Origin of the sequence: Sphingomonas azotifigens NBRC 15497 (assembly GCF_002091475.1) — a bacterium.
Lineage (GTDB): Bacteria > Pseudomonadota > Alphaproteobacteria > Sphingomonadales > Sphingomonadaceae > Sphingomonas > Sphingomonas azotifigens.
This window is the reverse complement of the sequence record NZ_BCTR01000014.1, coordinates 185241-207727: the sequence shown is the minus strand read 5'-3', so window position 1 is coordinate 207727 and position 22487 is coordinate 185241. Positions and strand designations below refer to the sequence as shown.

General features: G+C 67.8%; 21 protein-coding genes. 13 read left to right on the top strand and 8 right to left on the bottom strand.

Features of this window, described 5'->3' with window-relative positions; genetic code table 11:
* The first annotated feature begins 52 nt into the window (after window positions 1–52).
* The 4 genes from SAZ01S_RS07215 (at window position 53) to SAZ01S_RS07200 (ending at window position 2255) form a co-directional block, all read left to right on the top strand.
* On the top strand, window positions 53–694 hold the full coding sequence (locus SAZ01S_RS07215) for a TetR/AcrR family transcriptional regulator (RefSeq protein WP_084581450.1): 642 nt from the start codon (window positions 53–55) through the stop codon (window positions 692–694).
* A gap of 23 nt (window positions 695–717) precedes the next feature.
* Window positions 718–1218 carry a hypothetical protein gene (locus SAZ01S_RS07210; protein ID WP_084581448.1) on the top strand — a complete coding sequence of 167 codons (501 nt, stop codon included), beginning with the start codon at window positions 718–720 and terminating at the stop codon, window positions 1216–1218.
* Window positions 1219–1299: 81 nt separating this feature from the next.
* A complete protein-coding gene (locus tag SAZ01S_RS07205) occupies window positions 1300–1938 on the top strand; it encodes a hypothetical protein (RefSeq protein ID WP_084581446.1) in 639 nt (212 codons plus the stop codon).
* On the top strand, window positions 1935–2255 hold the full coding sequence (locus SAZ01S_RS07200) for a hypothetical protein (protein WP_084581444.1): 321 nt from the start codon (window positions 1935–1937) through the stop codon (window positions 2253–2255). The genes SAZ01S_RS07205 and SAZ01S_RS07200 overlap by 4 nt, the downstream gene beginning before the upstream one ends.
* On the opposite strand, the gene SAZ01S_RS07195 is transcribed toward SAZ01S_RS07200, so the two are convergent.
* From SAZ01S_RS07195 to SAZ01S_RS07175, 5 genes are all read right to left on the bottom strand, one after another.
* Window positions 2252–2641 (bottom strand): DoxX family protein, encoded by a 390-nt coding sequence (locus SAZ01S_RS07195; RefSeq protein ID WP_084581442.1) that lies wholly within the window; start codon window positions 2639–2641, stop codon window positions 2252–2254. The genes SAZ01S_RS07200 and SAZ01S_RS07195 overlap by 4 nt on opposite strands.
* A 4-nt stretch (window positions 2642–2645) precedes the next feature.
* Window positions 2646–4169, bottom strand: coding sequence for a fumarate hydratase (locus tag SAZ01S_RS07190; protein ID WP_084581440.1), 1524 nt, complete (start codon window positions 4167–4169; stop codon window positions 2646–2648).
* Window positions 4170–4355: 186 nt separating this feature from the next.
* Window positions 4356–5378, bottom strand: coding sequence for a PEPxxWA-CTERM sorting domain-containing protein (locus SAZ01S_RS24400; RefSeq protein WP_245824682.1), 1023 nt, complete (start codon window positions 5376–5378; stop codon window positions 4356–4358).
* Window positions 5379–5391: 13 nt separating this feature from the next.
* Complete coding sequence (locus SAZ01S_RS07180; protein WP_245824680.1) at window positions 5392–6375, bottom strand: PEPxxWA-CTERM sorting domain-containing protein; 984 nt, start codon at window positions 6373–6375, stop codon at window positions 5392–5394.
* 154 nt (window positions 6376–6529) lie between these two features.
* The gene (locus SAZ01S_RS07175) at window positions 6530–7498 is read right to left on the bottom strand and encodes a PfkB family carbohydrate kinase (protein WP_084581434.1); all 969 of its coding nucleotides are present in this window, start codon (window positions 7496–7498) and stop codon (window positions 6530–6532) included.
* Between the two features lie 62 nt (window positions 7499–7560).
* Between SAZ01S_RS07175 and SAZ01S_RS07170 the strand changes: the two genes are divergently transcribed.
* On the top strand, window positions 7561–8355 hold the full coding sequence (locus tag SAZ01S_RS07170) for a GntR family transcriptional regulator (protein ID WP_218018035.1): 795 nt from the start codon (window positions 7561–7563) through the stop codon (window positions 8353–8355).
* Here the strand turns inward: SAZ01S_RS07170 and SAZ01S_RS07165 are convergent, their stop codons facing one another.
* The gene (locus SAZ01S_RS07165; protein ID WP_139809972.1) at window positions 8356–9117 is read right to left on the bottom strand and encodes an EAL domain-containing protein; all 762 of its coding nucleotides are present in this window, start codon (window positions 9115–9117) and stop codon (window positions 8356–8358) included.
* Window positions 9118–9284: 167 nt separating this feature from the next.
* Between SAZ01S_RS07165 and SAZ01S_RS07160 the strand changes: the two genes are divergently transcribed.
* The 5 genes from SAZ01S_RS07160 to SAZ01S_RS07140 all read left to right on the top strand — a co-directional run bounded on the left by SAZ01S_RS07160 (window position 9285) and on the right by SAZ01S_RS07140 (window position 15434).
* Window positions 9285–10229 (top strand): hydrogen peroxide-inducible genes activator, encoded by a 945-nt coding sequence (locus tag SAZ01S_RS07160; protein WP_084581432.1) that lies wholly within the window; start codon window positions 9285–9287, stop codon window positions 10227–10229.
* A 72-nt stretch (window positions 10230–10301) separates the two neighbouring features.
* Window positions 10302–11993 carry an ATP-binding cassette domain-containing protein gene (locus SAZ01S_RS07155; protein ID WP_084581597.1) on the top strand — a complete coding sequence of 564 codons (1692 nt, stop codon included), beginning with the start codon at window positions 10302–10304 and terminating at the stop codon, window positions 11991–11993.
* Window positions 11977–13035 carry an HlyD family secretion protein gene (locus SAZ01S_RS07150; protein ID WP_084581430.1) on the top strand — a complete coding sequence of 353 codons (1059 nt, stop codon included), beginning with the start codon at window positions 11977–11979 and terminating at the stop codon, window positions 13033–13035. The genes SAZ01S_RS07155 and SAZ01S_RS07150 overlap by 17 nt, the downstream gene beginning before the upstream one ends.
* Window positions 13032–14426 (top strand): TolC family protein, encoded by a 1395-nt coding sequence (locus SAZ01S_RS07145; RefSeq protein WP_084581428.1) that lies wholly within the window; start codon window positions 13032–13034, stop codon window positions 14424–14426. The genes SAZ01S_RS07150 and SAZ01S_RS07145 overlap by 4 nt, the downstream gene beginning before the upstream one ends.
* Window positions 14427–14567: 141 nt before the next feature.
* A complete protein-coding gene (locus SAZ01S_RS07140) occupies window positions 14568–15434 on the top strand; it encodes an MlaA family lipoprotein (protein ID WP_084581423.1) in 867 nt (288 codons plus the stop codon).
* On the opposite strand, the gene SAZ01S_RS23970 is transcribed toward SAZ01S_RS07140, so the two are convergent.
* Window positions 15431–15586, bottom strand: a complete 156-nt coding sequence (locus tag SAZ01S_RS23970) for a hypothetical protein (RefSeq protein WP_167693097.1) — start codon at window positions 15584–15586, stop codon at window positions 15431–15433. The genes SAZ01S_RS07140 and SAZ01S_RS23970 overlap by 4 nt on opposite strands.
* Before the next feature lie 102 nt (window positions 15587–15688).
* On the opposite strand from SAZ01S_RS23970, the gene SAZ01S_RS07135 reads away from it, so the two are divergent.
* The 3 genes from SAZ01S_RS07135 to SAZ01S_RS07125 are packed head-to-tail and all read left to right on the top strand — an operon-like array spanning window position 15689 to window position 21454.
* The gene (locus SAZ01S_RS07135) at window positions 15689–18796 is read left to right on the top strand and encodes a response regulator (RefSeq protein ID WP_084581421.1); all 3108 of its coding nucleotides are present in this window, start codon (window positions 15689–15691) and stop codon (window positions 18794–18796) included.
* Entirely contained in the window at window positions 18781–19650 is an 870-nt protein-coding gene (locus tag SAZ01S_RS07130; protein WP_084581419.1) for a CheR family methyltransferase, read from the top strand. The genes SAZ01S_RS07135 and SAZ01S_RS07130 overlap by 16 nt, the downstream gene beginning before the upstream one ends.
* Window positions 19643–21454 (top strand): response regulator, encoded by a 1812-nt coding sequence (locus SAZ01S_RS07125; protein ID WP_084581417.1) that lies wholly within the window; start codon window positions 19643–19645, stop codon window positions 21452–21454. The genes SAZ01S_RS07130 and SAZ01S_RS07125 overlap by 8 nt, the downstream gene beginning before the upstream one ends.
* Here SAZ01S_RS07125 and SAZ01S_RS07120 read toward each other — a convergent pair.
* Window positions 21451–22437, bottom strand: coding sequence for a LacI family DNA-binding transcriptional regulator (locus tag SAZ01S_RS07120; protein WP_084581415.1), 987 nt, complete (start codon window positions 22435–22437; stop codon window positions 21451–21453). The two genes, SAZ01S_RS07125 and SAZ01S_RS07120, sit on opposite strands and share 4 nt — an antisense overlap.
* Window positions 22438–22487: the final 50 nt, after the last annotated feature.

The window sequence follows — 22487 nt, the reverse complement described above, 5'->3', positions numbered from 1 at the left end:
TGGAGAGCGCTTCCGGCCTTGTCAATAGAAAATCGTACCCTATAGTACGGTTATGGAAATCGTAACCCCCAAATGTGTGGGCAAGCGCGAGGCGCGGAAGCAGGATCGGCGTGCCGCCATTCTCGCCATCGCCAAGCGCCACTTCATGGAGCAGGGCTATGCCGGCGTCTCCATGTCGGCGATCGCCGCCGAACTGGGCGGATCCAAGGGCACATTGTGGAGCTATTTCGCGTCGAAGGAAGAGCTGTTCGATGCGTGCGTGGACGAGGCGACGCGCGATTATCGCGAGCAGGTGATGCAGCTGCTGATCCCTTCGGACAATCTGAAGGCGACCTTATGCGCGTTCATCCGCAGCCTATTGCTGAAGGTTACGTCGCGGGATGCGATCCGGCTGCACCGGGTGATCCATGCCGAGGTCGAGCGCTCGCCGGAGATGGGCGAGATCTTCTTCCGTCGCGGTCCGCAGCGCACCCGCGAGCTGCTGGCCGCGTATCTGCAGGATGCGATGCACAAGGGGCAGCTGCGTACCTCCGACTCGCTTAAGGCCGCGGTCGCGCTGACCAGCCTGTGCATGGGCTCGCAGCAGCGCGCGATGCTCGGGTACCAGTTCAGCGAAGCCGAAATGGAAGAGGAGGCGGATTATATCGTCGATCTCTTCCTGAGGGCCTTTGCACCGGAACCGTCGACCGCTTAGGATTCCCGTGAGGGGAGAAGGGCATGCTGGCAGTGGTTCGGGCGGAACGCCGATCGCGCGGTGCGCTGGCCGCGGCGCTGGCAGCAGCGCTCGCCGGCTGCAGCGCCGAACCGCCCGTGCCGCCGCCGCCGCCGCTCGCCTATGCGGGCCTGCCCGTCAGCGGCAGCCTGGCGGATGCCAAGCGCGGCGGGTTCGACAATTGCATCGAGATGGACGGCGGCCACCTGCGCTGCCGCCGCTCGGGCGTGATGCTGCTCGGCGAGGGGCCGTATGAGGCGGCGCTCGATCTGTCCGGCGGCGACGGGAGCGGCGGGTTCCGCCAGATCACGCTGTGGCATGATCGCGACCAGTCGGCGGTGCTCAAGGTGAGCGAAGCGCTGAAGAAGCAAGGCTGGTCGTTCAGCTACACGGGCGAGGGCGCGCGCGGCGACCAGATGATCCTCGTACGAAAGGGCGAACCGGTGCATTTCTCGATCGACCTCAGCTATTGGGGCAAGCGGCGCGTACGAATCCTGCCGGAATAGAATGATCCAGCCGCCGCGCGCAGCGTGTCACTTCGGCGCGAAACGATTGTCGCTTGGTCGGCAGCGTAATAACCGGTGCGCATGAAGATATCCTGCTTCCGCATCGCCTCGCTCGCCGCGCTGTTGCCGGCGTCCGCCTTTGCTGCGCCTGTCCAGGAGGACGAGGTCGATCCGACCAAGATCGACGTGCGGGACGCGATCGCGTGCCGCCTCGATGCTCCGACCTACAACGGCTTCGCCATGGCCGTGGCCGGCGACGACAAGCTTGCCGCCAAGCTCGGCTGGAAGCCGGTGAAGTCCGGCAATTTCCTGATGAAGGAATATGATTTGCCGGCCCCGATCGTCGTCGCAGGGGCGTACAGCACGCGTCGGATCGCGTTTACCTCCAGCGGCATCTTGGCAATCCTCGACGAGCCTGACCCGCAAGTCGTTGCCCGCAAGGAGAAGATCGAGAATGCGATGGGGTCCGACGGGCTGGTCGATGCGCTGGTCGCCTCGGGCAAGGTGACGCGCGCCCAGGCGGAGGCCGAGATCAAGTTCCGCAAGTTCCTCGGCGAGCGGGTGATCAGCGACATCACCGATCCCGCCGATGGCGATCACTTCCGCGCGCGCACCCGCATTGCGCTCAACGTTTCCAACGTCACCTCGCATCCGGGCAAGACGCTGTACGGCTGCTCGTACAAGATCGACCTGCTCGACAAGGAGGGCAATCCGCTATGATCGGCATGCTGATCGCGCTCGCCGCCGCGGCGATGCCGGCGCAGGAGGGCGCGGATGTGTTCATCGGCACGGTGGAGCGGGAAGGCGGCGCCCTCGTCCTGCGGCGCTGCGACCTCGCCGAGAACCGCTATGCGCTGGTCGAGGCGCCGGGCGGCCATGTGCTGGACGCGCTCCGCAAGGCCAGGCTGCCCGCCTATGGCGAGGTGATCGGGCGCTATGTCGAGGGCAAGGATGGCGGCTCGATCCTGCAGGTCGCGCGGGTCGAGGCGTTGACGCCGGGCAAGAACTGCCATCTGTCGGACGTGCTCGGCGGCTAGCGTCGTACCCCGCCCGCCCACAGTGCCCACCAGCAGAGCAGCGGCTGCAGGAACAGCCGCGGGGCATGATAGGCCCAGCCGAGCCCGGTGCCGGTCGACAGGTCCTGCACCGCGTGCTGGAGGTTCGCCGGGAACACGCACAGCGCGTAGAGTGCCAGCATCACGCCCGCGAGCTTGCGCAGCCGCACGGTCAGCAACGCGAGCGCCCCGGCAATCTCGCATAGCCCGGTGCCCGCGATCACCAGCGCGGGGTAGGGCACCCAGGGTGGCGTGATGTGCAGGAACGGGCGCGGCACCATCAGGTGCAGCACGCCCGCCAGCAGATAGAGGCACGCCAGCGTGATCCGCGCGCGGCGGCGCGATCGTGTCTCGTCTGGCGTGCCCATGCCCTTACGCCTGCTGGAGCAGCCGCTCCTTGGCGATCTTCTCGCGCCACACCAGCGGGCCGGTGTGGTGGACGCTCTCGCCGGTCGCATCCACCGCGACGGTGACCGGCATGTCCTTCACGTCAAACTCGTAGATTGCTTCCATACCGAGATCCGCGAAGCCGACGACGCGCGCGCCCTTGATCGCGCGGGCGACGAGATAGGCCGCACCCCCCACCGCCATCAGATAGGCGGCCTTGTGGTTGCGGATCGCCTCGATCGCCACCGGGCCGCGCTCCGCCTTGCCGACCATCGCGATCAGCCCGGTCTGGGCGAGCATCATCTCGGTGAACTTGTCCATGCGGGTCGCGGTGGTGGGGCCAGCGGGGCCGACCACCTCGTCGCGCACCGGGTCAACCGGGCCGACATAATAGATCACCCGGCCCTTGAAATCGACCGGCAGCTCCTCGCCCCTGGCGAGCATGTCCTGGATGCGCTTGTGCGCGGCGTCGCGGCCGGTGAGCATCTTGCCGTTGAGCAGCAGCCGGTCGCCCGGCTTCCAGCTCGCCACCACCTCGGGGGTGAGCGTGTCGAGATCGACGCGGATCGATTCCTTCGACGGCGCCCACTCCACCTTCGGCCATTCGTCGAGGCTCGGCGGGTCGAGATAGACCGGGCCGCTGCCGTCGAGGCTGAAATGGGCGTGGCGCGTGGCGGCGCAGTTGGGGATCATCGCGATCGGCTTGGAGGCGGCGTGGGTCGGATAGTCGAGGATCTTGACGTCGAGGATCGTCGCCAGCCCGCCCAGGCCCTGCGCGCCGATGCCGAGCGCGTTGACCTTGTCGAAGATCTCGATGCGGAGCTGCTCGATGTCGTTCTGGGGCCCGCGCTGCTTGAGCTGCGCCATGTCGATGTCGCCCATCAGCGACTTCTTGGCGAGCGTCACTGCCTTTTCGGCGGTGCCGCCGATGCCGATGCCGAGCATGCCCGGCGGGCACCAGCCGGCGCCCATCTTCGGGACCATCTCGAGCACCCAGTCGACGATCGAATCGCTCGGGTTGAGCATCGCGAACTTGGACTTGTTCTCGGAGCCGCCGCCCTTGGCCGCGAGCTCGACATGGACATGGTCGCCGGGGACCATCTCGACGTTGAGCACGCACGGGGTATTGTCCTTGGTGTTGACGCGGCTGAATGCCGGATCGCGCAGGATCGAGGCGCGCAGGCGGTTCTCCGGGTGGAGATAGGCGCGGCGTACGCCTTCATCGACCACGTCCTGCAGCGAGCGCTCGCTGTCCAGCACGCACTTCTGGCCCCACTGGATGAAGACGGTGACGATGCCGGTATCCTGGCAGATCGGGCGATGGCCTTCGGCGCACATCCGGCTGTTGGTGAGGATCTGGGCAATGGCGTCCTTGGCGGCAGGCGACTGCTCGGCCTCGTACGCGTCGCCCAGCGCGCGGATATAATCCATCGGGTGGTAGTAGGAGATGTACTGGAGTGCGTCGGCGACGCTCTCGATGAGATCGGCTTCCTTGATGAGGACGGTCATGGATCCTGCCTGCGAACAATGGTGCCCGATGCCGGGCTCGTCGTTCCTCTATAGGCCATTGCCGCGCGGTGCCAGCACGGGCGGGAGATTGCGCGCGATGCGTTGCGGATCGGCAACGAAAAGAAGGCGGGGGATGAAAAAGTGGCGGGCCGCCGATCCCCCAGCGACCCGCCGAGTCGGGGCTCGTCAGGCGTAAGCAGGCTGGAGCGGCATCGCCCTGCGACGACGGGCGGCGGCCCCCACGCCGCCGAAGCCGAGGATCAGCAATGCCCAGCTCGCAGGCTCGGGGACGCCCGACGGCACCGCGTGCGCGCCCTTCGCATCGTACAGCGTGCCCGATGTCGAATGGACGGTGAAGTCGATCGGCCGCCCCTGCGCGTCGACCACCGAGATCGAGGTCAGCTTTACCGTCGAGCCGAATAGGCTCTGCGCATAGGATCCATAGGTACCGGAGAAGGCGGACGTGAACAACGCATAGGTGAAATCGACCCCCTGGCCGAAGGTGACCGGGATCGCATCCGAATAGACCGTGCCGTCGATCGTGAAATCATGTTCGGTGCGGGTGAAGTCGGTAAAACCCGGCGTGTAGGTGGCGTAGAAGCGGCCGGAGTTCGGTCCGCTCAGCTTCGCCGACATCATCGCGTAGACATGGTCGTTGCCAACCTTGTACGACAGCTCCGAAAACGCCTCTGCGGTGCCGGCGGTGTGCATGGCGCCGTCGAGTGCGAAGCCGATCCGGACGAACCCCTTGTCGGCATTCGCCAGGAAGGTCAGCGTGTCGCGAACGAAGGTGGTGCTTTCCGCTTGGTGAAAGTCGAAGTTGTACGGGCCGCCGGTGAGGTTGCTCGAGGACGAAGCGCCTGCGCCGGTATAGCTGGCATGGGCGCTGGCGTCCGCTGTCGCGGTGTTGCCGCTGATCGTCTGGCTGGCGCTGGAAACTGCCGAGGTGGCACCTGCGCCGCTGTTGTTGATCGTTGCACCTTGCAGATGGCACGCTGCATAGCCTTCGGTCGGCAAACCGGCGGTCTTCGAACCGAACCACGCGCCGATATCGGCCTGCGGACCGGAGGTAGCGCAGCCGAACTGCCCCTGGCCGCCCTGGGCGTGGCCGACCACAGTACGCACATGCGATGTCGTACCCGCTTGCGCGGTTGCGGGAAGCAGCGCTGCCACCAGCGCCGGCGCCGCGAAACGACGAAGATCACGCATTAAAACCCCCATTTCAACGAAAGATGTAGCGCGCGCGCAGAGATGATGTCGGCGCGGTGCGGCGCAGTGTTGCGCCCGCAGCCCCGAAGCCGAGGATCAGCAGCGCCCAGCTACCGGGCTCGGGGACGCCGGTGGGCAGGGCATGCGCGCCCTGCGCGTCGTATCTAGTGCCCGACGCCGAGCTGATCGAGAAATCGATCGGCTTGCCCTTCGCGTCCGTCACCGCAATCGAGGTAAGGCGCACCGTCGACCCGAAAGCGCTCTCCGCACCGGACCCGTAGAGGCCGGAAGCGGCAGAGGCGAAGAGGCCGTAGGTCACGTCGACGGACTGCCCGAACGTCACCGGCAGCACCCGTGTGAAGACCGTGCCGTCGATCGAGAAGTCGCTGTTCGACTGGCTGTAGTCCTTGAAGCCCGGGGTATAGTCGGCCCGGAAGTTTGTGCCGCCCTGCTGGCTGATGGTTGCGGACATAGCCGACCAGATGGGACCATTGCCGAACTGGAAGGCGAAGTCGACGAAGGCCTGGCCGGACGGCCCGACATGCATCGTGCCGTCGATCGCAAAGCCGAGCTTGATAAAGCCCTGGTTGCCGCTGGCGTCGACGTTCAGCGTGTCGCTGACGAACGCCACGCCTTCGGCGGTGTGATAGTTGAACTCATAGGGGCCGCCGGTGACGCTGCTCGATGCGGCTGCCCCCATCCTCGTATAATCCGCATGGGCCGAGGCCGCGGCGGTCGCGGTGTTGCCCTTGTCGGTCGAGATGGCGCTGGAGGTGGCGGTGGTCGCCGCCGGGCCGCTGTTGTTGATCGTCGATCCCTGAAGGTGGCAGGTCGCATAGCCTTCGGTAGGAAGGAAGACCGCGGCCGAGAACCAGTTGCGGATGTCGTTTTGCGGACCGGACGTGGCGCAGCCGAAAGGCCCCACGCCGCCGGTGGCGCGCCCGGTTACGGTGCGCACATGCGAGGTCGTGCCGGCCTCGGCCGACGTGGAAAGCAACAATGCGCCAAGCAATGCTGGCGCGACGCGGCGAGGTGTAAGCTGCACCCGGAACCCCCATTCCGATACCGGATGCTCCCCCGCATCCGTTAACCATCTGGTATCGGACTACGACCAGAGGGGCTCCAGAGTCAATCCATAACCAATCCAAAAATCAGGGCGATGCGAAAACGTTCGTCTGCACGAGACCGTCACGCTGTGCGCGGGTCGGCAGGGCGGCCAGCACGCCGTGGCGGGTGGCGGCCAGCGCACCACAGGCAGCGGCGAGACGCAGCGCCTCGGCCGGTGGCGTGCCTTCTGCCAGCGCCGCGACAAGGCCGGCCAGAAAGGCATCGCCGGCGCCGATTCCGTCGATCGCCGCAACCGCGAAACTGGGCTGGAGGATCGGTGCGAGGCCCGGCTGCCACAGCCGTGCATCGCGTTCCCCGGCGGTGACCACCAGCATCTGCACGCCGGCCTGGAAGAGCGCGGTCGCCAATGCCCTTCGATCGGGATCCGGGTCGATGCCGAGGCTCTGCGCCAGCGCATCGGCTTCGGTCTCGTTGACGACCAGCAGATCGGTATCGGCGAGAATCGCCGGCAGGATCGGGCGAAAGGGGGAGGGGTTGAGCACGCGGGTTGCCTGGGGGGCAGCGGCAAAGGCGGCGGCGATCGGGGCATCGCCGATCTCGAACTGGGCGACGACGTAGCGGGCGCGCGCGATCTGCCCGGCGCAGCGGACGACATCCTCGGCGGCGAGGCTGGCGTTCGCCCCCGGATAAACGGCGATCACGGTATCCCCGGCGCGATCGATCAACCCGACGCCGGCACCGCTCCGCCCCGGCATCCGGCACAGCATTGCGGCCGGCAGGTCGTTCGTGGCGAGCACGCCGGCCGCAAGGCCGCCGAACCAGTCGGCGCCGACCGCGAGGAGGCCGTCGACCGCGACGCCCAACCGGCGCAGTGCCACCGCGACGTTCAGCCCCTTGCCGCCAGCCTCGAGCAGAAAGTCGTCGGCCGCCAGCGTCTCGCCCCGCGCCGGCAGGCGGTCGACGCGCACCGAACAGGCGGCGACGAAGCTGGCCAGAACGAAAACCGGACAATCATCGGTTGACCGCGCGTGCCAATCCGGATCAGTGATCATTTTTCATCCCCCCGGCCGGTGACTATATCCGATCGGGCATGGCCACGCGATTCAGGAACGTCTTGCAACAGGGATCAAGCGAAACGTCGGACGCGCACCGTCTCGATATCCCTTCGCTGGCGACATTGCTGCGCATCAGCCGGGAAACCGCGATGCCGGCCTATCGCCAGATCGAGGAACAGGTCGCCGGGCTGATCCAGCGCGGGCGGCTTGCCCCGGGATTCACGCTGCCAGCGGAACGCCAACTGGCCGAGGCCATGGGGTTGAGCCGCGCCACCGTGCAGCAGGCCTATGGCCAGTTGCGGTCGCGCGGGCTGATATCGGGCCATGGCCGCCGCGGCTCGATCGTCGAGGCGGTTCGCCCGGGCAAGCTGGTACCCGGGATGGACCGGCTGCGCGGCTTCACCCAGGAAATGGCGGAGGCGAACCGGGTGCCGTCGACGCGGGTGCTGACCCGCCAGGTGGTCACCGACCGCTCCATGGCATCGCTGTTCGGCTTGTCCTCGCAGGCCAAGTTCCTCCGCCTGGTGCGCGTGCGCCTGGGCGACGACATCCCGATGTCGGTGGAATCGGCGTGGTACAGCCTCGACGCCGCGCCGGTGCTGGCCGACGCCGATGGCAGCGGATCAATCTATCGCGCGATCGCCGAGTCCGGGCTCGAACTAGCCTATTGCGACCAGACGGTGGAGGCGACCTTGCCCTCGGCGCAGGAGCAGGAGATTTTCGGGCTGGGCGGGGCGCAGCCCTGCCTGCTGATCAAGCGGCGCACCCATTTGCGGGGCGGCGCGATGGTGGAATATGTCGAAGGCATGTTCCGCGGCGATCTCTACACCTACCGCCTGCGGCTCGACGCCTGATCAGACGCGCTTCATGGCCTCGGCGGTGATCGCGGGGAGCATACCGAGCGCCGGCCGCGCATACCAATAGCCCTGGTGATAGCGCACGCCCAGCCGCCGCAGCGTCGCGGCCTCGGCGGCGGTCTCGATGCCTTCGGCGATCAGCAGCGTGTCGAGCTCGGCGCACAGCCCGACCATCGCCCGGACGATCGCCTGGCGGCGCGGATCGTCCTCCACCCCGCGGACCAGCTCCATGTCGAGCTTCACTTCGTCGGGCGCAAAGCGCGCGAACCGGTCCAGCCCCGAATGCCCGGCGCCGAAATCGTCGATCGCGACCTTGAAGCCGATCTGCTTGTACGATTCGATGATCGTCGCGACATGCTCGGGTGCGCCCATCTGCTCGTTCTCGGTGAACTCGAAGATCAGCCGGTCGAGCGGCAGGTTCGCCTTGCGCGCGGTCATCAGGGTGAGCTGGATGCAGGCGACCGGCGAATAGACCGCGTTGGGCAGGAAGTTGATCGAGAGACGGGCGCCGGTCGCCATCAGCCCCGCTGCCATCGCGCGTTCGATCGCCTTGACCCGGCAGGCCTGGTCGAAGGCGTAGCGGTTGGTGTCGGTCACCTGCGACAGCACGCCCGCTGCGCCCGATCCGTCGACGCCGCGCACCAGCGCTTCATAGGCGAACGCCGTGCCCGTCTCCGTGTCGACGATCGGCTGGAACGCCATGTCGAACGGGATGTCGAAATCGCTGCCGTCACGGCAGCCGGTACAGATCTTCCGCATCTCCATCCGCTCGCTGGTAGTAGATCGATACTAATATTCCACGAATTCAGGCACGTGCATCTTTGCAGTCGTGCGCAGAATGACATTCTTTCCCGGCTGCGACAAAGCGTTGCTGACGGAAACAACGGAGTCGATGCCGCGACATGATTGCGGCAAGATGCAGCCATATGGATATGCATGCGACGACGAGCGGCTTCGAGCAGCAGGTAAGCCTGCGCCAGCTGCGCTATCTGGTGGCGCTTGCGGAGGAGGCGAGCTTCACCCGCGCGGCGGCGACGGCGGGGGTGAGCCAGCCCTCGCTGTCCCAATCCGTACGGCAGCTGGAAACGGCATTGGGGGCGCCGCTGGTCGAGCGCGGTGCCAGGGTGCTGCTGACGCCGCTCGGGCGTGAGGTGGTAGACCGTGCGCGCCGCATCCTGCTCGAGGTCCGCGATCTCGCCGATCTGCGCGCCGTGGGCGAGGCTGGGCTGCTCGGCACCATAAGGCTTGGGGTCACCCCGACGCTGGGCGCCTATCTGCTGCCCCGGCTCGTGGCGCGGCTGCACCAGCAATTCCACGACCTGCGAGTGCATGTCCGCGAAAACACGCCCGGCCTGCTGGTCGAGGCGCTGGCGGCCGGCCAGCATGACGTGATCCTCGCCCAGCTGCCGCTGCCGGCACCGGGCACCCATGTCGAGCGGCTGTTCCGCGAGCCGCTGCACCTTGCCATGACAGCCGACCATCCACTTGCCGCGCAAGACGCGATCGGCCGCGAGCATCTCGCCGGCCAGGATCTGCTGACGCTGCAGCGCGGCTACCGGCTCGCCGAGCAGACGATCGCCATCGCCGAGGAGGCCGGGGCCCGGGTGCGCACCGACTATGAAGGCACCAGCCTCGACGCGATCCGGCAGATGGCGGGGATGGGCATGGGGCTGGCAGTGCTGCCCGAGCTCTATGTGCGGCAGGAGATCCGTCCGGGCGATGATGTCGTGTCCAGGCCCTTTCGCGGCGGCCGCCACTATCGCGAACTCGGCCTGGTATGGCGCAGCAGCGCGGCGCGGAGCGGCGCCTATCAGCGGCTGGCGCGCGAACTGGTCGCCTGTGTCGAGGCCATAGGGATTTCCTATCGATGATATAGCCGTGCTGCCATTGCTCCAATGACGCGGCGCACGCAGATCAGCGGTTCCAAAGGAGACGCAGCAGCGATGGCGAAGCAGAGGATCGGTTGGGCCCAGGTGCGCGGCTGGCTGGGCGAGGTGATCGGCCCCGATGGCGGCTATCTGCGGCTGGCGATGGTCTATGGCGGCGCGATCAGCCTCTTGTCGCTGGCGACTCCGATTTCGGTACAGTTGCTGATCAACAGCGTCGCCAACCTCGCGCTGCCCGCGCCGCTGTTCACGCTCTCGGCGCTGCTGTTCACGCTGATGCTGATCGTCGTGATCCTCAGCGCATTGCGCGTCCACATCATGGCACTGTTCGAACGGCGGATCTTCGCGCGGACGGTCGCCGAGATCACGATCCGCGCGGTGCATGCCCGCAATCCGTTCTTCGCCGATGCCCGCCGCGCCGACCTGTTCAATCGCTATTTCGATCTGATGACGGTCCAGAAGAGCGTGCCGAGCCTGGTGATCGGCGGCTTCACCATCCTGCTCCAGTCGGCGGTGGGGCTGGTGGTGACGAGCTTCTACCACCCGTTCTTCCTCGCCTTCAACGTCATCCTCATCGCGCTGGTGCTGCTGATCTGGCAGATCTGGTCGCCCGGTGCGATCCGCTCGGCGGTGGCGCTGAGCCATGCCAAGCACGAGGCGGCGCGCTGGCTGGAGGGGCTCGGCACCTCGAACGGCTTCTACAAATCGGCCCGCCACCTCGATTTCGCGATGGATCAGTCGGAGGAGCGCACCGCCGCGTACGTCGCCGCGCATCGCCGCCACTTCCGCTTCAGCTTCGCCCAGACCTGCGCCTATCTGCTGCTCTACGCCACCGCGAGCGCGGCGCTGCTCGCGCTGGGCGGCTGGCTGATCCTGCAGGGGCAGCTGTCGATCGGGCAGCTGGTCGCGGCCGAGCTCATCCTCTCGGGCGTGTTCTACGGCATCGGCCAGCTCGGCACCTATCTGGATGCCTTTTACGACATGGTTGCGGCGTCCGAGGAAGTGTCGCTGCTCTACGCGATCCCGCACGAGACCCATGCGCGCAGCAGCGAGGGACTGGGCAGCGGCGAGGTCCATCTGCGCGGCGTCGAGGCGGGCGACGCGCGCTTCGACCTGACCATCCCGGCCGGCGCGCAACTGGTGGCGGTTGCCGCGCCGACGATGGACCAGCGGCTGGCGCTGCTGCTCAAGCGCAACCAGCAGCCCGATAGGGGGCTGGTGATGGTCGGCGGCGTCGATCTCGAGGGGCTCGACGTCTATCGGCTGCGCTCCGACGTGATCGTGCTCGATCGGCCGACCATCGTCGAGATCAGCATCCGCGGCTATCTGGGGCTGGCCGGCGCGGGCATCCCCGCCGCGCAGGTGCTCGACGTGCTGGCACTGGTCGGCCTCGATCGCCGCATCGGTGAACTTCCCGAAGGACTGGACACGCCGCTTGCTGCCTCGGGCTATCCGCTGTCGATCGGCGAGCTGATGGCGCTGAAGCTGGCCAATGCGCTGCTCGCGCGGCCGCGGGTGCTGCTGCTTGGCACGCTCTACGACCTGATGCCGCCCGAGCGGCTGACGGCGGCGCTCGACGCACTGCGGGCGGCGGGGACGACGGTGCTGCTGTTCACCGGTCGGCCGGAGGCGATCCGCCGCGACGGCTATCTGTGGCTGGGCAAGACCGCCCAGACCCGCTTCGAAACGCTCGATCAACTCGCCGCGGCGCTGCGCGATCAGGAGGCACGCAATGCCCTTCCGGCCTGACCATATCGGCCATTTCCCGACCCTCGCCGCGATGCGCCCGCCGCGGATCGCCCGGGCCATCGCCTGGATGATCGTGATCCTGGTGGTGCTGGCGACGCTCGGCATGGTCTATGTGCCCTGGGTGCAGACCGCGCCCGGGCGCGGGCAGGTGGTGGCACTGGATCCGCATGACCGCGTCCAGTCGATCACCGCGCTGGTGCCCGGAAGGGTCGAGCGCTGGTTCGTCACCGACGGCCAGGCGGTGAAGCGCGGCGACCCGATCGCCAAGGTCTCCGACAACGACCCCGAGCTGCTCTCGCGCCTGGCCGCCGAGCGCGACCAGGTGCTCGCCGAGATCGAGTCGATCCAAAGCGCACGCGCCGTCGCGTCGATCGACGTGAACCGCGCCCGGACGCTGTTCAACGAAGGGCTCGCCGCGCGGCGCGACTATGAACAGGCGCAGATCCGCGTTGCCGATCAGGGCGCCAAGCTTGCGGAATCGCGGGCGAAGCTGAACCGCATCGAAGTGTCGCTCAACCGCCAGGCGACGCAGATCGTCCGGGCGCCGCGCGACGGCCGCATCCAGGGCCTCAACGCCGCCGCGGGCGCCACGTTGGTCAGCGCCGGCACCGAGCTCGCGACGCTCACGCCCGAGGGTACCACCGAACGCGTCGTCGAGCTGATGGTCGATGGCCGCGACATCGCGCTGGTCCGGCCCGGCCGGCGGGTGCGGCTCGAGTTCGAAGGCTGGCCGGCGATCCAGTTCAGCGGCTGGCCCTCGGTGGCCTGGGGCCTGTTCGACGGTCGCGTCCGTTCGGTCGATCCCTCGGCGATGCCCACCGGGCTGTTCCGCGTGCTGGTCGAGCCGATGCCGGGGCGCCCCGCCTGGCCCAGCGACCGCTTTGTGCGGCTGGGCGCGAAGGCGCGCGGCTGGGTGCAGGGCGAGACGGTCTCGGTCGGCTATGAACTGTGGCGCCAGCTCAATGACTTCCCGCTCGAATTCGGCACCGCCGTGAAGGGCGAGGAGAAGAGCATGGATATCTACAAGAAGAAGAGCAAATGATCCGCCTGCTTCTCGGCTGCTGTGCGGCGATGCTGGCTGCGCTCCCGCTTCCCGCCGTCGCGCAATCGGTGCTGACGATGGAGCAGGTGTTGCGGTCCTCGGCCCGGAACGCGCCGCAGATCATCGAGGCGATGGCCAAGCAGCGCCAGGCCGAGGGCAAGGCGCTGAGCGCGGAAGGCGCGTTCGACGTGGTGTTCGACGTCGACGCGCAGGCGCGGCCGTTCGGCTATTATGACGGATCGGTGGTCGAGGCGAAGGCGAGCCGGGCGCTCGATAATAATGGCGGCGGGCTTTATGCCGGCTACCGGCTCTCGCGCGGCAAGTTCCCGGTCTATGAGGACAAGGCCTACACCAACCAGCTCGGCGAGTTTAAAGTCGGCGCGGTGTTCGCGCTGCTGCGGGATCGCGTCACCGACGAGCGTCGGACCAAGCTGCGCCTCGCCGATCAGGATGTCGATATCGCCCGGCTGGAGCGCGAGATGGTGGCGATCGGTGTCCAGCGGCGCGCGATGAGCGCCTATCAGGGCTGGGCCGTCGCGGGTCTGCGGTTGAAGGCCTATCGTGAACTGCTCGCGCTCTCGGAGAAGCGGCGGGCGCAATTGGCCCGCCAGGTCCAGCTTGGGGCGCGGCCGCAGATCCTGATCACCGAGAACGACCAGAATCTCGCGCGCCGTCGCTCGCTGGTGGCGCAGGCCGAGCAGAAACTCGCCGAGGCGGCCAACGCGCTGTCCTTCTTCTGGCGGGACGAGGCCGGCACGCCGCTGGTCCCGGTCGCCGAGCAGCTGCCGGAGGCGCTGCCGGTCCTCGCCGATGCGGCGGCGCGGGCGGGCCCGGTCGTGCGTCCCGATTTGAAGACCGTGCTGGTGCGGATCGACCAGTCGCTCGCGCGGCTGACCCTCGCGCAGAACGACCTCAAGCCCCGGCTCGACGCGCGGGCGGAGCTCGGCAAGGATGTCGGCGCGATCGGGCTGGGCGGACCGTCGCGCACCCCGGCGGAAGCGGTGGTCGGCGTGAAGCTCAGCGTGCCGCTCGAGCGCCGCGCGGCGCGGGGACGCATTGCCGAGGCGCAGGCGGAAATCGACGGCCTGCGCACCCGGCGCCGGATGATCGAGGAGCAGATCGCGATCGAGATCAAGGGGATCGCGATCGGCATCGACGGCGCCGACCGGGTCGCCGACCTTGCCGCGCAGGAGGCCGAACTCGCCGGCAAGATGGCGGCTGCCGAGCAGCGCCGCTTCGACATGGGGGCGAGCGACTTCTTCCTGATCAACCAGCGCGAGGAGAGCGCCACCGATGCGCGGCTGCGCGCGCTGGATGCGCGCTATCAGGCGCTGGTCGCGCGCGCCGATCTGGCGGCGGCAACCGCCGACCGGGCGCTGCTGGGGCTCTAACCCCCGCACACTGTTATGTCTGGAGCGATGCGGGTTTGTTACGGCCGCGACGTCATGTTGCCGAACCGTTAACGAAAGAAGCCCCTTGTACCGTCGGCCGCGTAACTCCGTTTCTGCCTTTCATTCAAAGGCGATCCGTCGATGATCGGGATGATCCTGTTCGTGCCGCCGGTGGCGCCGGCGCTGGCCGGCGCGGTCTGGACCCTGCAGGTGCAGCAGACGGGGCCCGGCACCGCGCAGAGCACGACCCAGGGTGCCGGCGCCGCTACGCCCGGCGAGGAACCGGCGGAGGTGCAGGAAATCGTCGTGTCCGGCCGCCACCATGGCACGCCCAGCGATCCCCTCGAACGGGTGAACGCAATTTCGTTCTCGGCGACACGCCAGATCGACGACGCGGTGACCGCGCCGGCCGCACACGCCTATGGCAAGGTGGTCCCCAAGCCCGTGCGGATGGGCCTGCGCAACTTCTTCAGCAACCTGCGCGAGCCGGTGGTGTTTGCCAATTATCTGCTCCAGCTGAAGCCGGGCAAGGCGATGGAGACGGTGGGGCGCTTCGCCGTCAACACCACGCTGGGCATCGGGGGCACGATCGACGTCGCCAAGCGCTGCCCGTTCAACCTGCCGCTGCGGGACAATCGCTTCTCCGACACGCTCGGCTATTACGGCGTCAAGCCGGGTCCGTTCCTGTTCGTCCCCGTCGCCGGGCCGACGACGGTGCGCGACGTGGTTGGCGGCATGGTCGACTTCTTCGCCTCGCCATTCATGATCGGCGGGCCGTTCCGATCGCGCCCCTATGTGATCAGCGCCGCCGCTATCCGCATCCTCGATCGCCGTGACCAGAAGGAAGCGATGCTCGACACGGTGCACGGCAGCGAGGATCCCTATGCCGCCCGCCGCGACCTGTATCTGGAGCGGCAGCGCGAGCGGGTGCAGGCCCTCCATGGCGAGGGGCCGATGGTGCTCCCGCCGCACCACTGCCGACGAAAGCGGGAAGCGACCACCGGCTAGCCGGTGATCTCCTTGGCGATCTGCCGCACCGTCGCCTGGATCACCCCGCCGCGCTGCGCATCGCCTTTTGCCATCGCAAACCAGGCCGATCGGAGTGGGCCGGCGTGGCGTCGATCGCGTAGCGGGCCGCCTTGCACGATGCGTGCGCGCATACCATCCCCGCCTTCGCGGCGATAACAGGGTGCGTTGGCAGGGTTGCGACGAGGGGTTAAAGCCGGGTACCTGCTTGCCCATCTATCCCTTTGAGATTGCTTATGTCGCCCAGCCAGCGCAGTCGAAAGCCGTCGCTTCCCCTCTATGCGGGGCTCGCCGCCCTGCTGGTGTTGCCGTTCGGCGCCGACACGGTGCTGCCGCTCGGCACCGCAACCTGGGCGGGCTATATCCTGCCGACGGTGATCGCCTATGTCGCCGGGCGGCCGGTGGTGCCGCTGGTCGTCGCGGCGCTGGCGACCTTGCTCAACTTCGCCGGGTTCACATTGGCGCCGCCGGGCGTCGATCCGCAGGTGGTGCTGGTCAACCGCATCCTGGGCAGCTCCGTCATCTGGATCCTGGCCGGAATCGGCTTTGCCTTCGTGCGCAACCGGCTGGCAATCCGGCGCGAGGAGTGGCTGCAATCGGGGCAGGTGGGGCTCGCCCGGGCCGTCGCCGGCGAACTGCCGCTCGACGAACTCGCCACCGCCGCGCTGCGCTTCCTCGCCGACTATAGCGGTGCACAGGCCGGTGCGATCTTCGTGCGCGATCCGAGCGGCGCGGGCTTCCGCCGCCGCGGCACCTATGCGGTGCCCGCTGACGCGCCGCTGCCGGAATGGGTCAAGCCGGGTGAGGGGCTGCTCGGCCAGGCGATCGCCGATCGCCGCCAGTTCGTGCTGGAGCAGGTACCGGAGGGCTATCTCTATTACGGCTCGGGGCTCGGCCAGGCGCAGCCGCGCACGCTGCTGATCGGCGTGACCGAGGCGGACGGCGAGATCAACGGCGTGCTCGAACTCGGCTTTCCCGGCGCGGTCGACCCGCAGGTCCAGGCGCTGCTGGCGCGGATCAGCGGGCAGCTCGGCGTGTCGATCCGTTCGGGCAAGTACCGCGCCCGGCTGCGCGCGCTGCTCGAGGAGACGCAGAAACAGGCCGAGGAACTGCAGGTCCAGAGCGAGGAGCTGCGCGTCAACAATGACGAGCTGGAAGCGCAGAGCCGCCAGCTGCAGGATACCGCCGCACGGCTGGAGGCGCAGCAGACCGCACTCGAGCAGAGCAATGCCGAGCTGGAGGCGCAGACCCGCGCGCTGGAACTGCAGCGCGACGAACTCGCCCGCGCGCAGGGCTCGCTGGAACAGCAGGCCGCCGATCTGGAGCAGGCGAGCCGCTACAAGTCCGAATTCCTCGCCAATATGAGCCACGAGCTGCGCACCCCGCTCAACTCGCTGCTGATCATGGCGCGGCTGCTGGCCGAGAATCGCGCCGGCAACCTCAGCGCCGACCAGGTCCGCCATGCCGAGACGATCGAAACGTCGGGCAACGATCTGCTCACGCTGATCAACGACATTCTCGACATCTCGAAGATCGAGGCGGGCAAGCTGGAACTGCAGCCGCGGCGGATCCGCGTCGCACCGGTGCTCGACAAGCTGAAGGCGGTGTTCGCCGCCTCCGCCACGGCCAAGGGGCTGGCGTTCCGCACCGAGCAGGCGGGCGATGCGCCCGGCGAAATCGAGACCGATCCGCAGCGCCTGGAGCAGGTGCTCAAGAATTTCCTGTCGAACGCGATCAAGTTCACCGCCAAGGGCGAAGTGTCGCTCGGCGTGTCGCGCGGGCCGGACGGCCGGGTCGCGTTCTCGGTGCGCGACACCGGCGTCGGTATTCCGGCCGAGCAGCAGCAGGTGATCTTCGAGGCGTTCCGCCAGGCCGACGGCACCGTCAGCCGCAAGTACGGCGGCACCGGCCTCGGCCTGTCGATCTCGCGCGAGCTGGCGCGGCTGCTCGGCGGCGAGGTGGCGGTGGAGAGCACGCTTGGCGAAGGGAGTGCCTTCACGCTGGTGCTGCCCGAGCGCTATGATCCGGCGATGGTGCAGGCGCCCGCGCCGCTGCCGAGCCCCGCGCCGGTCAAGCCGCAGCCGTCCAACCCCAAGCCGGGCCGGCGCCGAAGCGCCGAGCCGACCGAAGACGATCGCGAGACGCTGTCGGGCGATTCGCGCGTGATCCTGATCGTCGAGGACGATCCGGTGTTCGCGCGCATCCTGTGCGAGATCGCACACGACCAGGGCTTCCAGTGCCTGATCGCGGGCACCGCCGACGAAGGCGCGCTGCTCGCCCGGCAATATGTACCCAACGCGGTAATCCTCGACATGAACCTGCCGGACCATACCGGCCTGTCGGTGCTCGATCGGATCAAGCGCGATGTGCGCACGCGCCACATTCCGGTGCACGTCGTCTCGGTCGACGACGACAGCCAGGCGGCGCTGTCGAGCGGGGCGGTGGGCTATCTGTTCAAGCCGGTGAAGCGCGAGCAGCTGGTCGACATGCTGGAGGGGCTCGAGGCCAGGATGGCGCAGCGGATGCGTCGCGTGCTGGTCGTCGAGGACGACGCGCAGCAGGCGGAGAGCGTCAAGGCACTGCTCGCGTCGCGCGACGTGGAGACGGTGGAGGCGCATTCGGCCGCGCAGACGTTCGAGCTGCTCGGCCGCGACACCTTCGACTGCATGGTGCTCGATCTCAACCTGCCCGACGCCTCCGGCCTCGACCTGCTCGACCGGCTGAGCGAGGACGACAGTGTCGGCTTCCCGCCGGTGATCGTCTATACCGGCCGCGACCTCAGCCAGGACGAGGAATTGCGCCTGCGCAAATATTCCAAGTCGATCATCGTCAAGGGCGCCAAGTCGCCCGAGCGGCTGCTCGACGAGGTGACCTTGTTCCTCCACCAGGTGGTCTCCGAGCTGCCCGAGCCGCAGCAGCAGCTGATCGCCAAGTCGCTCGGCCGCGACGCGGCGCTGGAAGGCCGCGCGATCCTGGTGGTCGAGGATGACATCCGGAACGTTTATGCACTGACGAGCATTTTCGAGCCCCATGGGGTCAAGGTTCGCATCGCCCGCAACGGACGCGAGGCGCTGCACGCGCTGGAGGAGGCCGCGCACAAGCGCGCCGATCCGGTGGATCTGGTGCTGATGGACGTGATGATGCCCGAGATGGACGGCCTCACCGCCACCCGCGAGATCCGCAAGCAGGCCTGGGGCAAGACGCTGCCGATCCTGATGCTCACCGCCAAGGCGATGGCACGCGACCAGCAGGAATGCCTGGACGCAGGCGCCAATGATTATCTCGCCAAGCCGCTCGACATCGATAAGCTGCTCAGCCTGGTGCGGGTGTGGATGCCGCGGTGATCGAAGCGCTTGTCCCGCCGCACGAGGAGATCGAGCTCGACCTGCTGCTCGAAGCGATCTGGCGGCACTATCAGTACGATTTTCGCGGCTATGCACGCGGTTCGCTGCACCGGCGGGTGGAGCGGGCGTGCCAGCGCTTCGGCTGCGCGAGCTTCTCGGCGCTCCAGCACCGGCTGCTGCGCGAGCCGCCGCTGTTCGCGGAACTGATGGGCTTCCTCACCATCCAGGTCAGTGAGATGTTCCGGGACCCTGCCTATTTCCGGGCGCTGCGCGAGCAGGTGGTGCCGCACCTGCGCACCTGGCCCTCGCTCAAGGTGTGGATCGCCGGCTGCGCCAATGGCGAGGAATTCTATTCGCTGGCGATCCTCTTCCGCGAGGAGGGACTGGAGGACCGGACGATCTTCTACTGTACCGACATCAGCCCGGCGGCGCTCGCCAAGGCCGAGGCGGGGATCTTCGACCTGGAACGCGTACCGCAATTTACCGAGAATCACCGGCTATCCGGCGGACGCAGCTCACTTTCCGATTACTATATGGCGGCCTATGGTGGCGCGGTGTTCGACAAGAGTCTCCGTGCCCGCGCCGTGTTCGCGGAACACAGCCTCGCCACCGACCAGGTGTTTGCCGAGGTCCAACTGGTGTCGAGCCGGAACGTGCTGATCTATTTCGATCGTGAGCTGCAGGACCGCGCGCTCGGCCTGTTCGGCGAATCGCTGGTGCGCGGTGGATTCCTTGGCTTGGGCGCGCGGGAGACGCTGCGCTTCTCCCGCTGTTCGGAGGGCTTCGCCGATTTCGACGCCGGCGAGCGCATCTATCGCCGCAACACCGCCGATCTGGTGATGGCCGATGCTTGACCCGGTAAAGGTCCTCGCCGTCGACGACGTGCCCGAAAACCTGATCGCGCTGCAGGCGCTGCTCGCGCAGGAAGGGCTGGAGCTGCTCACCGCCGCCTCGGGCATGGAGGCGCTGGAGCTGCTGCTCGTCCACGACGTCGCGCTGGCGCTGCTCGACGTGCAGATGCCGGGCATGGACGGGTTCGAACTCGCCGAGCTGATGCGCGGGACCGAGCGCACGCGGCGCGTGCCGATCATCTTCCTCACCGCCGTCGCGACCGACGAGCGCCGTCGCTTCCGTGGTTTCGAAACCGGTGCGGTCGATTATCTGCTCAAGCCGGTCGATCCGCAGGTGGTGCGGAACAAGGTGGAGATCTTCGTCGAGCTGGCGCGCCAGCGGCAGGAGATCGCCCGGCAGCGCGATCGCCACGCCGCGGCGCTCGCGCGGCTGAACGCCCATCGCGACAATTCGCCGCTGGCGATCGTCGAGTTCGATGCCGAGCAGCGAATCATCGCCTGGTCGGCGGGGGCCGAGCGGATGTTCGGCTGGCGGATGGCGGAGGTCTCCGGGCTGCGGCCCTCCGAGCTCGAATGGCTCGATGCCGAACCTGCCGCGCTGTTCGACACGATGATGTGCGGGATGATCGACGGCGCGCAGGTGCGCGACATGCGCCAGCTGCGGATGCGCACGGCCGTGGGCGTGACGCTGGACTGCGAAGTCTATGGATCGGCGCTGCTCGGGGCGGACGGCACGCTGCTGTCGGTCAACACCCAGATCCTCGATGTCACCGATCGGGTACGGGCCGAGGAGACGCAGCGCCTGCTGATCGGCGAGCTGAACCACCGGGTGAAGAACACGCTCGCCTCGGTGCAGGCGATCGCCACCCAGACGCTGCGGCACTCCTCCGGCCCCTCGGATTTCGCGCCGACGTTCATCGGACGGATCCATGCACTCGCTCGCGCGCACTCGCTGCTGAGCAGCACCACCTGGCAGGGCGCGAGCCTGGAGGAACTGGTCGAAGGCCAGCTGCAGACGGGCACGATCGATCCCGAACGGTTTGATACCGGTGGACCCGATGTCGAACTGGCGCCGGAGCCGGCGCTGCACCTTGCGCTGGTGCTGCACGAACTCGCGACGAACGCCCACAAATATGGCGCATTGTCGGTGCCGCAGGGCAGGGTGCGGCTGCGCTGGGCGGTGCGCGACGGCGTGCTCGCGCTCGACTGGCAGGAAAGCGGTGGCCCTGCGGTTGCGGCACCCACCCGGCGGGGCTTCGGCACCGCGCTGATCGAGCGCAGCCTGAAGGCCGAAGGCGGCAGCGCGGTGCCAAGCTATGCCGCGGAGGGCGTCGCCTGGACGCTGTCGATCCCCTATGCGAGCGCGGTGCGCCTGCGCGGGGAAGCGGCTTCCACCCGCAAGAGCGTGCCGGTGCTGCGGCCCGGGGACAGCGCGGCGCTGGCCGGCAAGCGCGTGCTGATCATCGAGGACGAGCCGCTGGTCGCGCTCGAGCTAGCGACGATCCTCGCCGATCTCGGCATGGTGGTGGCCGGCATGGCGGCGACGGCGGCCGAGGCGCGGACCCTGATCCTGGCGACGCCCGCCGATGCCGTGCTGCTCGACGGCAACCTGCAAGGTGCGCTGGTCGACGACGTCGCGGCGCTGTTGCAGCAGCAGGAGGTGCCGTTCCTGTTCGTCAGCGGCTATGGCCGCGACCATCTGCCGATCGGGCTCGACGCAGTGACCGTGATCGACAAGCCGTTCGATGCGCGCACGCTCGCCGCCGCGCTGCACCGGTTGCTGATGGCGCCGGCCGCGCCGGCCTAGGCGGAATCGCGGACGATCAGTTCGGGCAGCATCGCGACCGATCCCACTTTCTGCCCGGCGATGCGGGCGAGCAGCAGTTCGACCAGCAGGTCCGCGCCATAGACCACGTCCTGCCGCACCGTGGTGAGCGCGGGCGAGGTGTAGCCAGCGAGCAGGATGTCGTCATAGCCTACCACCGCGACATCGGCCGGCACGCGCAGGCCGCGATCGGCAAAGGCGCGAATCGCGCTCATCGCGATCACGTCGGAGGCGGCAAACACCCCGTCCGGCGCAGGATTGGCGGCGAGATAGGCACCAATCTCGCGATAGGCATTCTCCACCGCCAAGTGGATCGGCACCACCGTTTCCGCGACTTCGCCGAAGTCTCGCACCGCAGCCTGGAAGCCCCGATAGCGATCGGCGAACTCGGGCACCTCCGTCGTGCCCAGAAAGGCCAGCCGCTTGCAGCCGCGCTTGATCAGATGCCGGGCGGCGAGTTCGCCGCCGGTAACATTGTCGGTGCCGACGGTGACCTGGTGCGACTCGAGGCGGGCCGCTCCCCACACCACCATGCGCTCATAGCTTTCGGCGACCCGCTCGATTGCGTCGAACTGGTCCGACTGGCCGATCAGGATGATGCCGTCGACCCGGCCGGACGCGATGATGTCGTCGAGCCAGCGTGGCCCCTGCGGCACCACGCGGGACAGGAACAGATCGTAGCTGCGCTTGGCAAGCGCGTCGGCAAGGCCGCCGAGCAGCCCCATGAAGAACGGGTCGGACAGCGCTTGGTCCACTTCATGGCCCATCGGTACCACCACGCCGATCGCGCCGGTGCGCTGTTTGCGCAGCGCACTGGCGGTCTGGTTCAGGCGAAAGCCGTGCTCCTGCGCGAGCGCGACGATCCGTTCACGCGTGCCACGGGCAACGCGGGGATGGTTGGACAAGGCCCGCGACGCGGTGGAAACCGACACGCCCGCGATCTTTGCCAGTTCGACCAATCCCACTGACTTCAAGTGCTCGCCCCCTGCTCAACTTGTATTGTCAGCGCTGACAG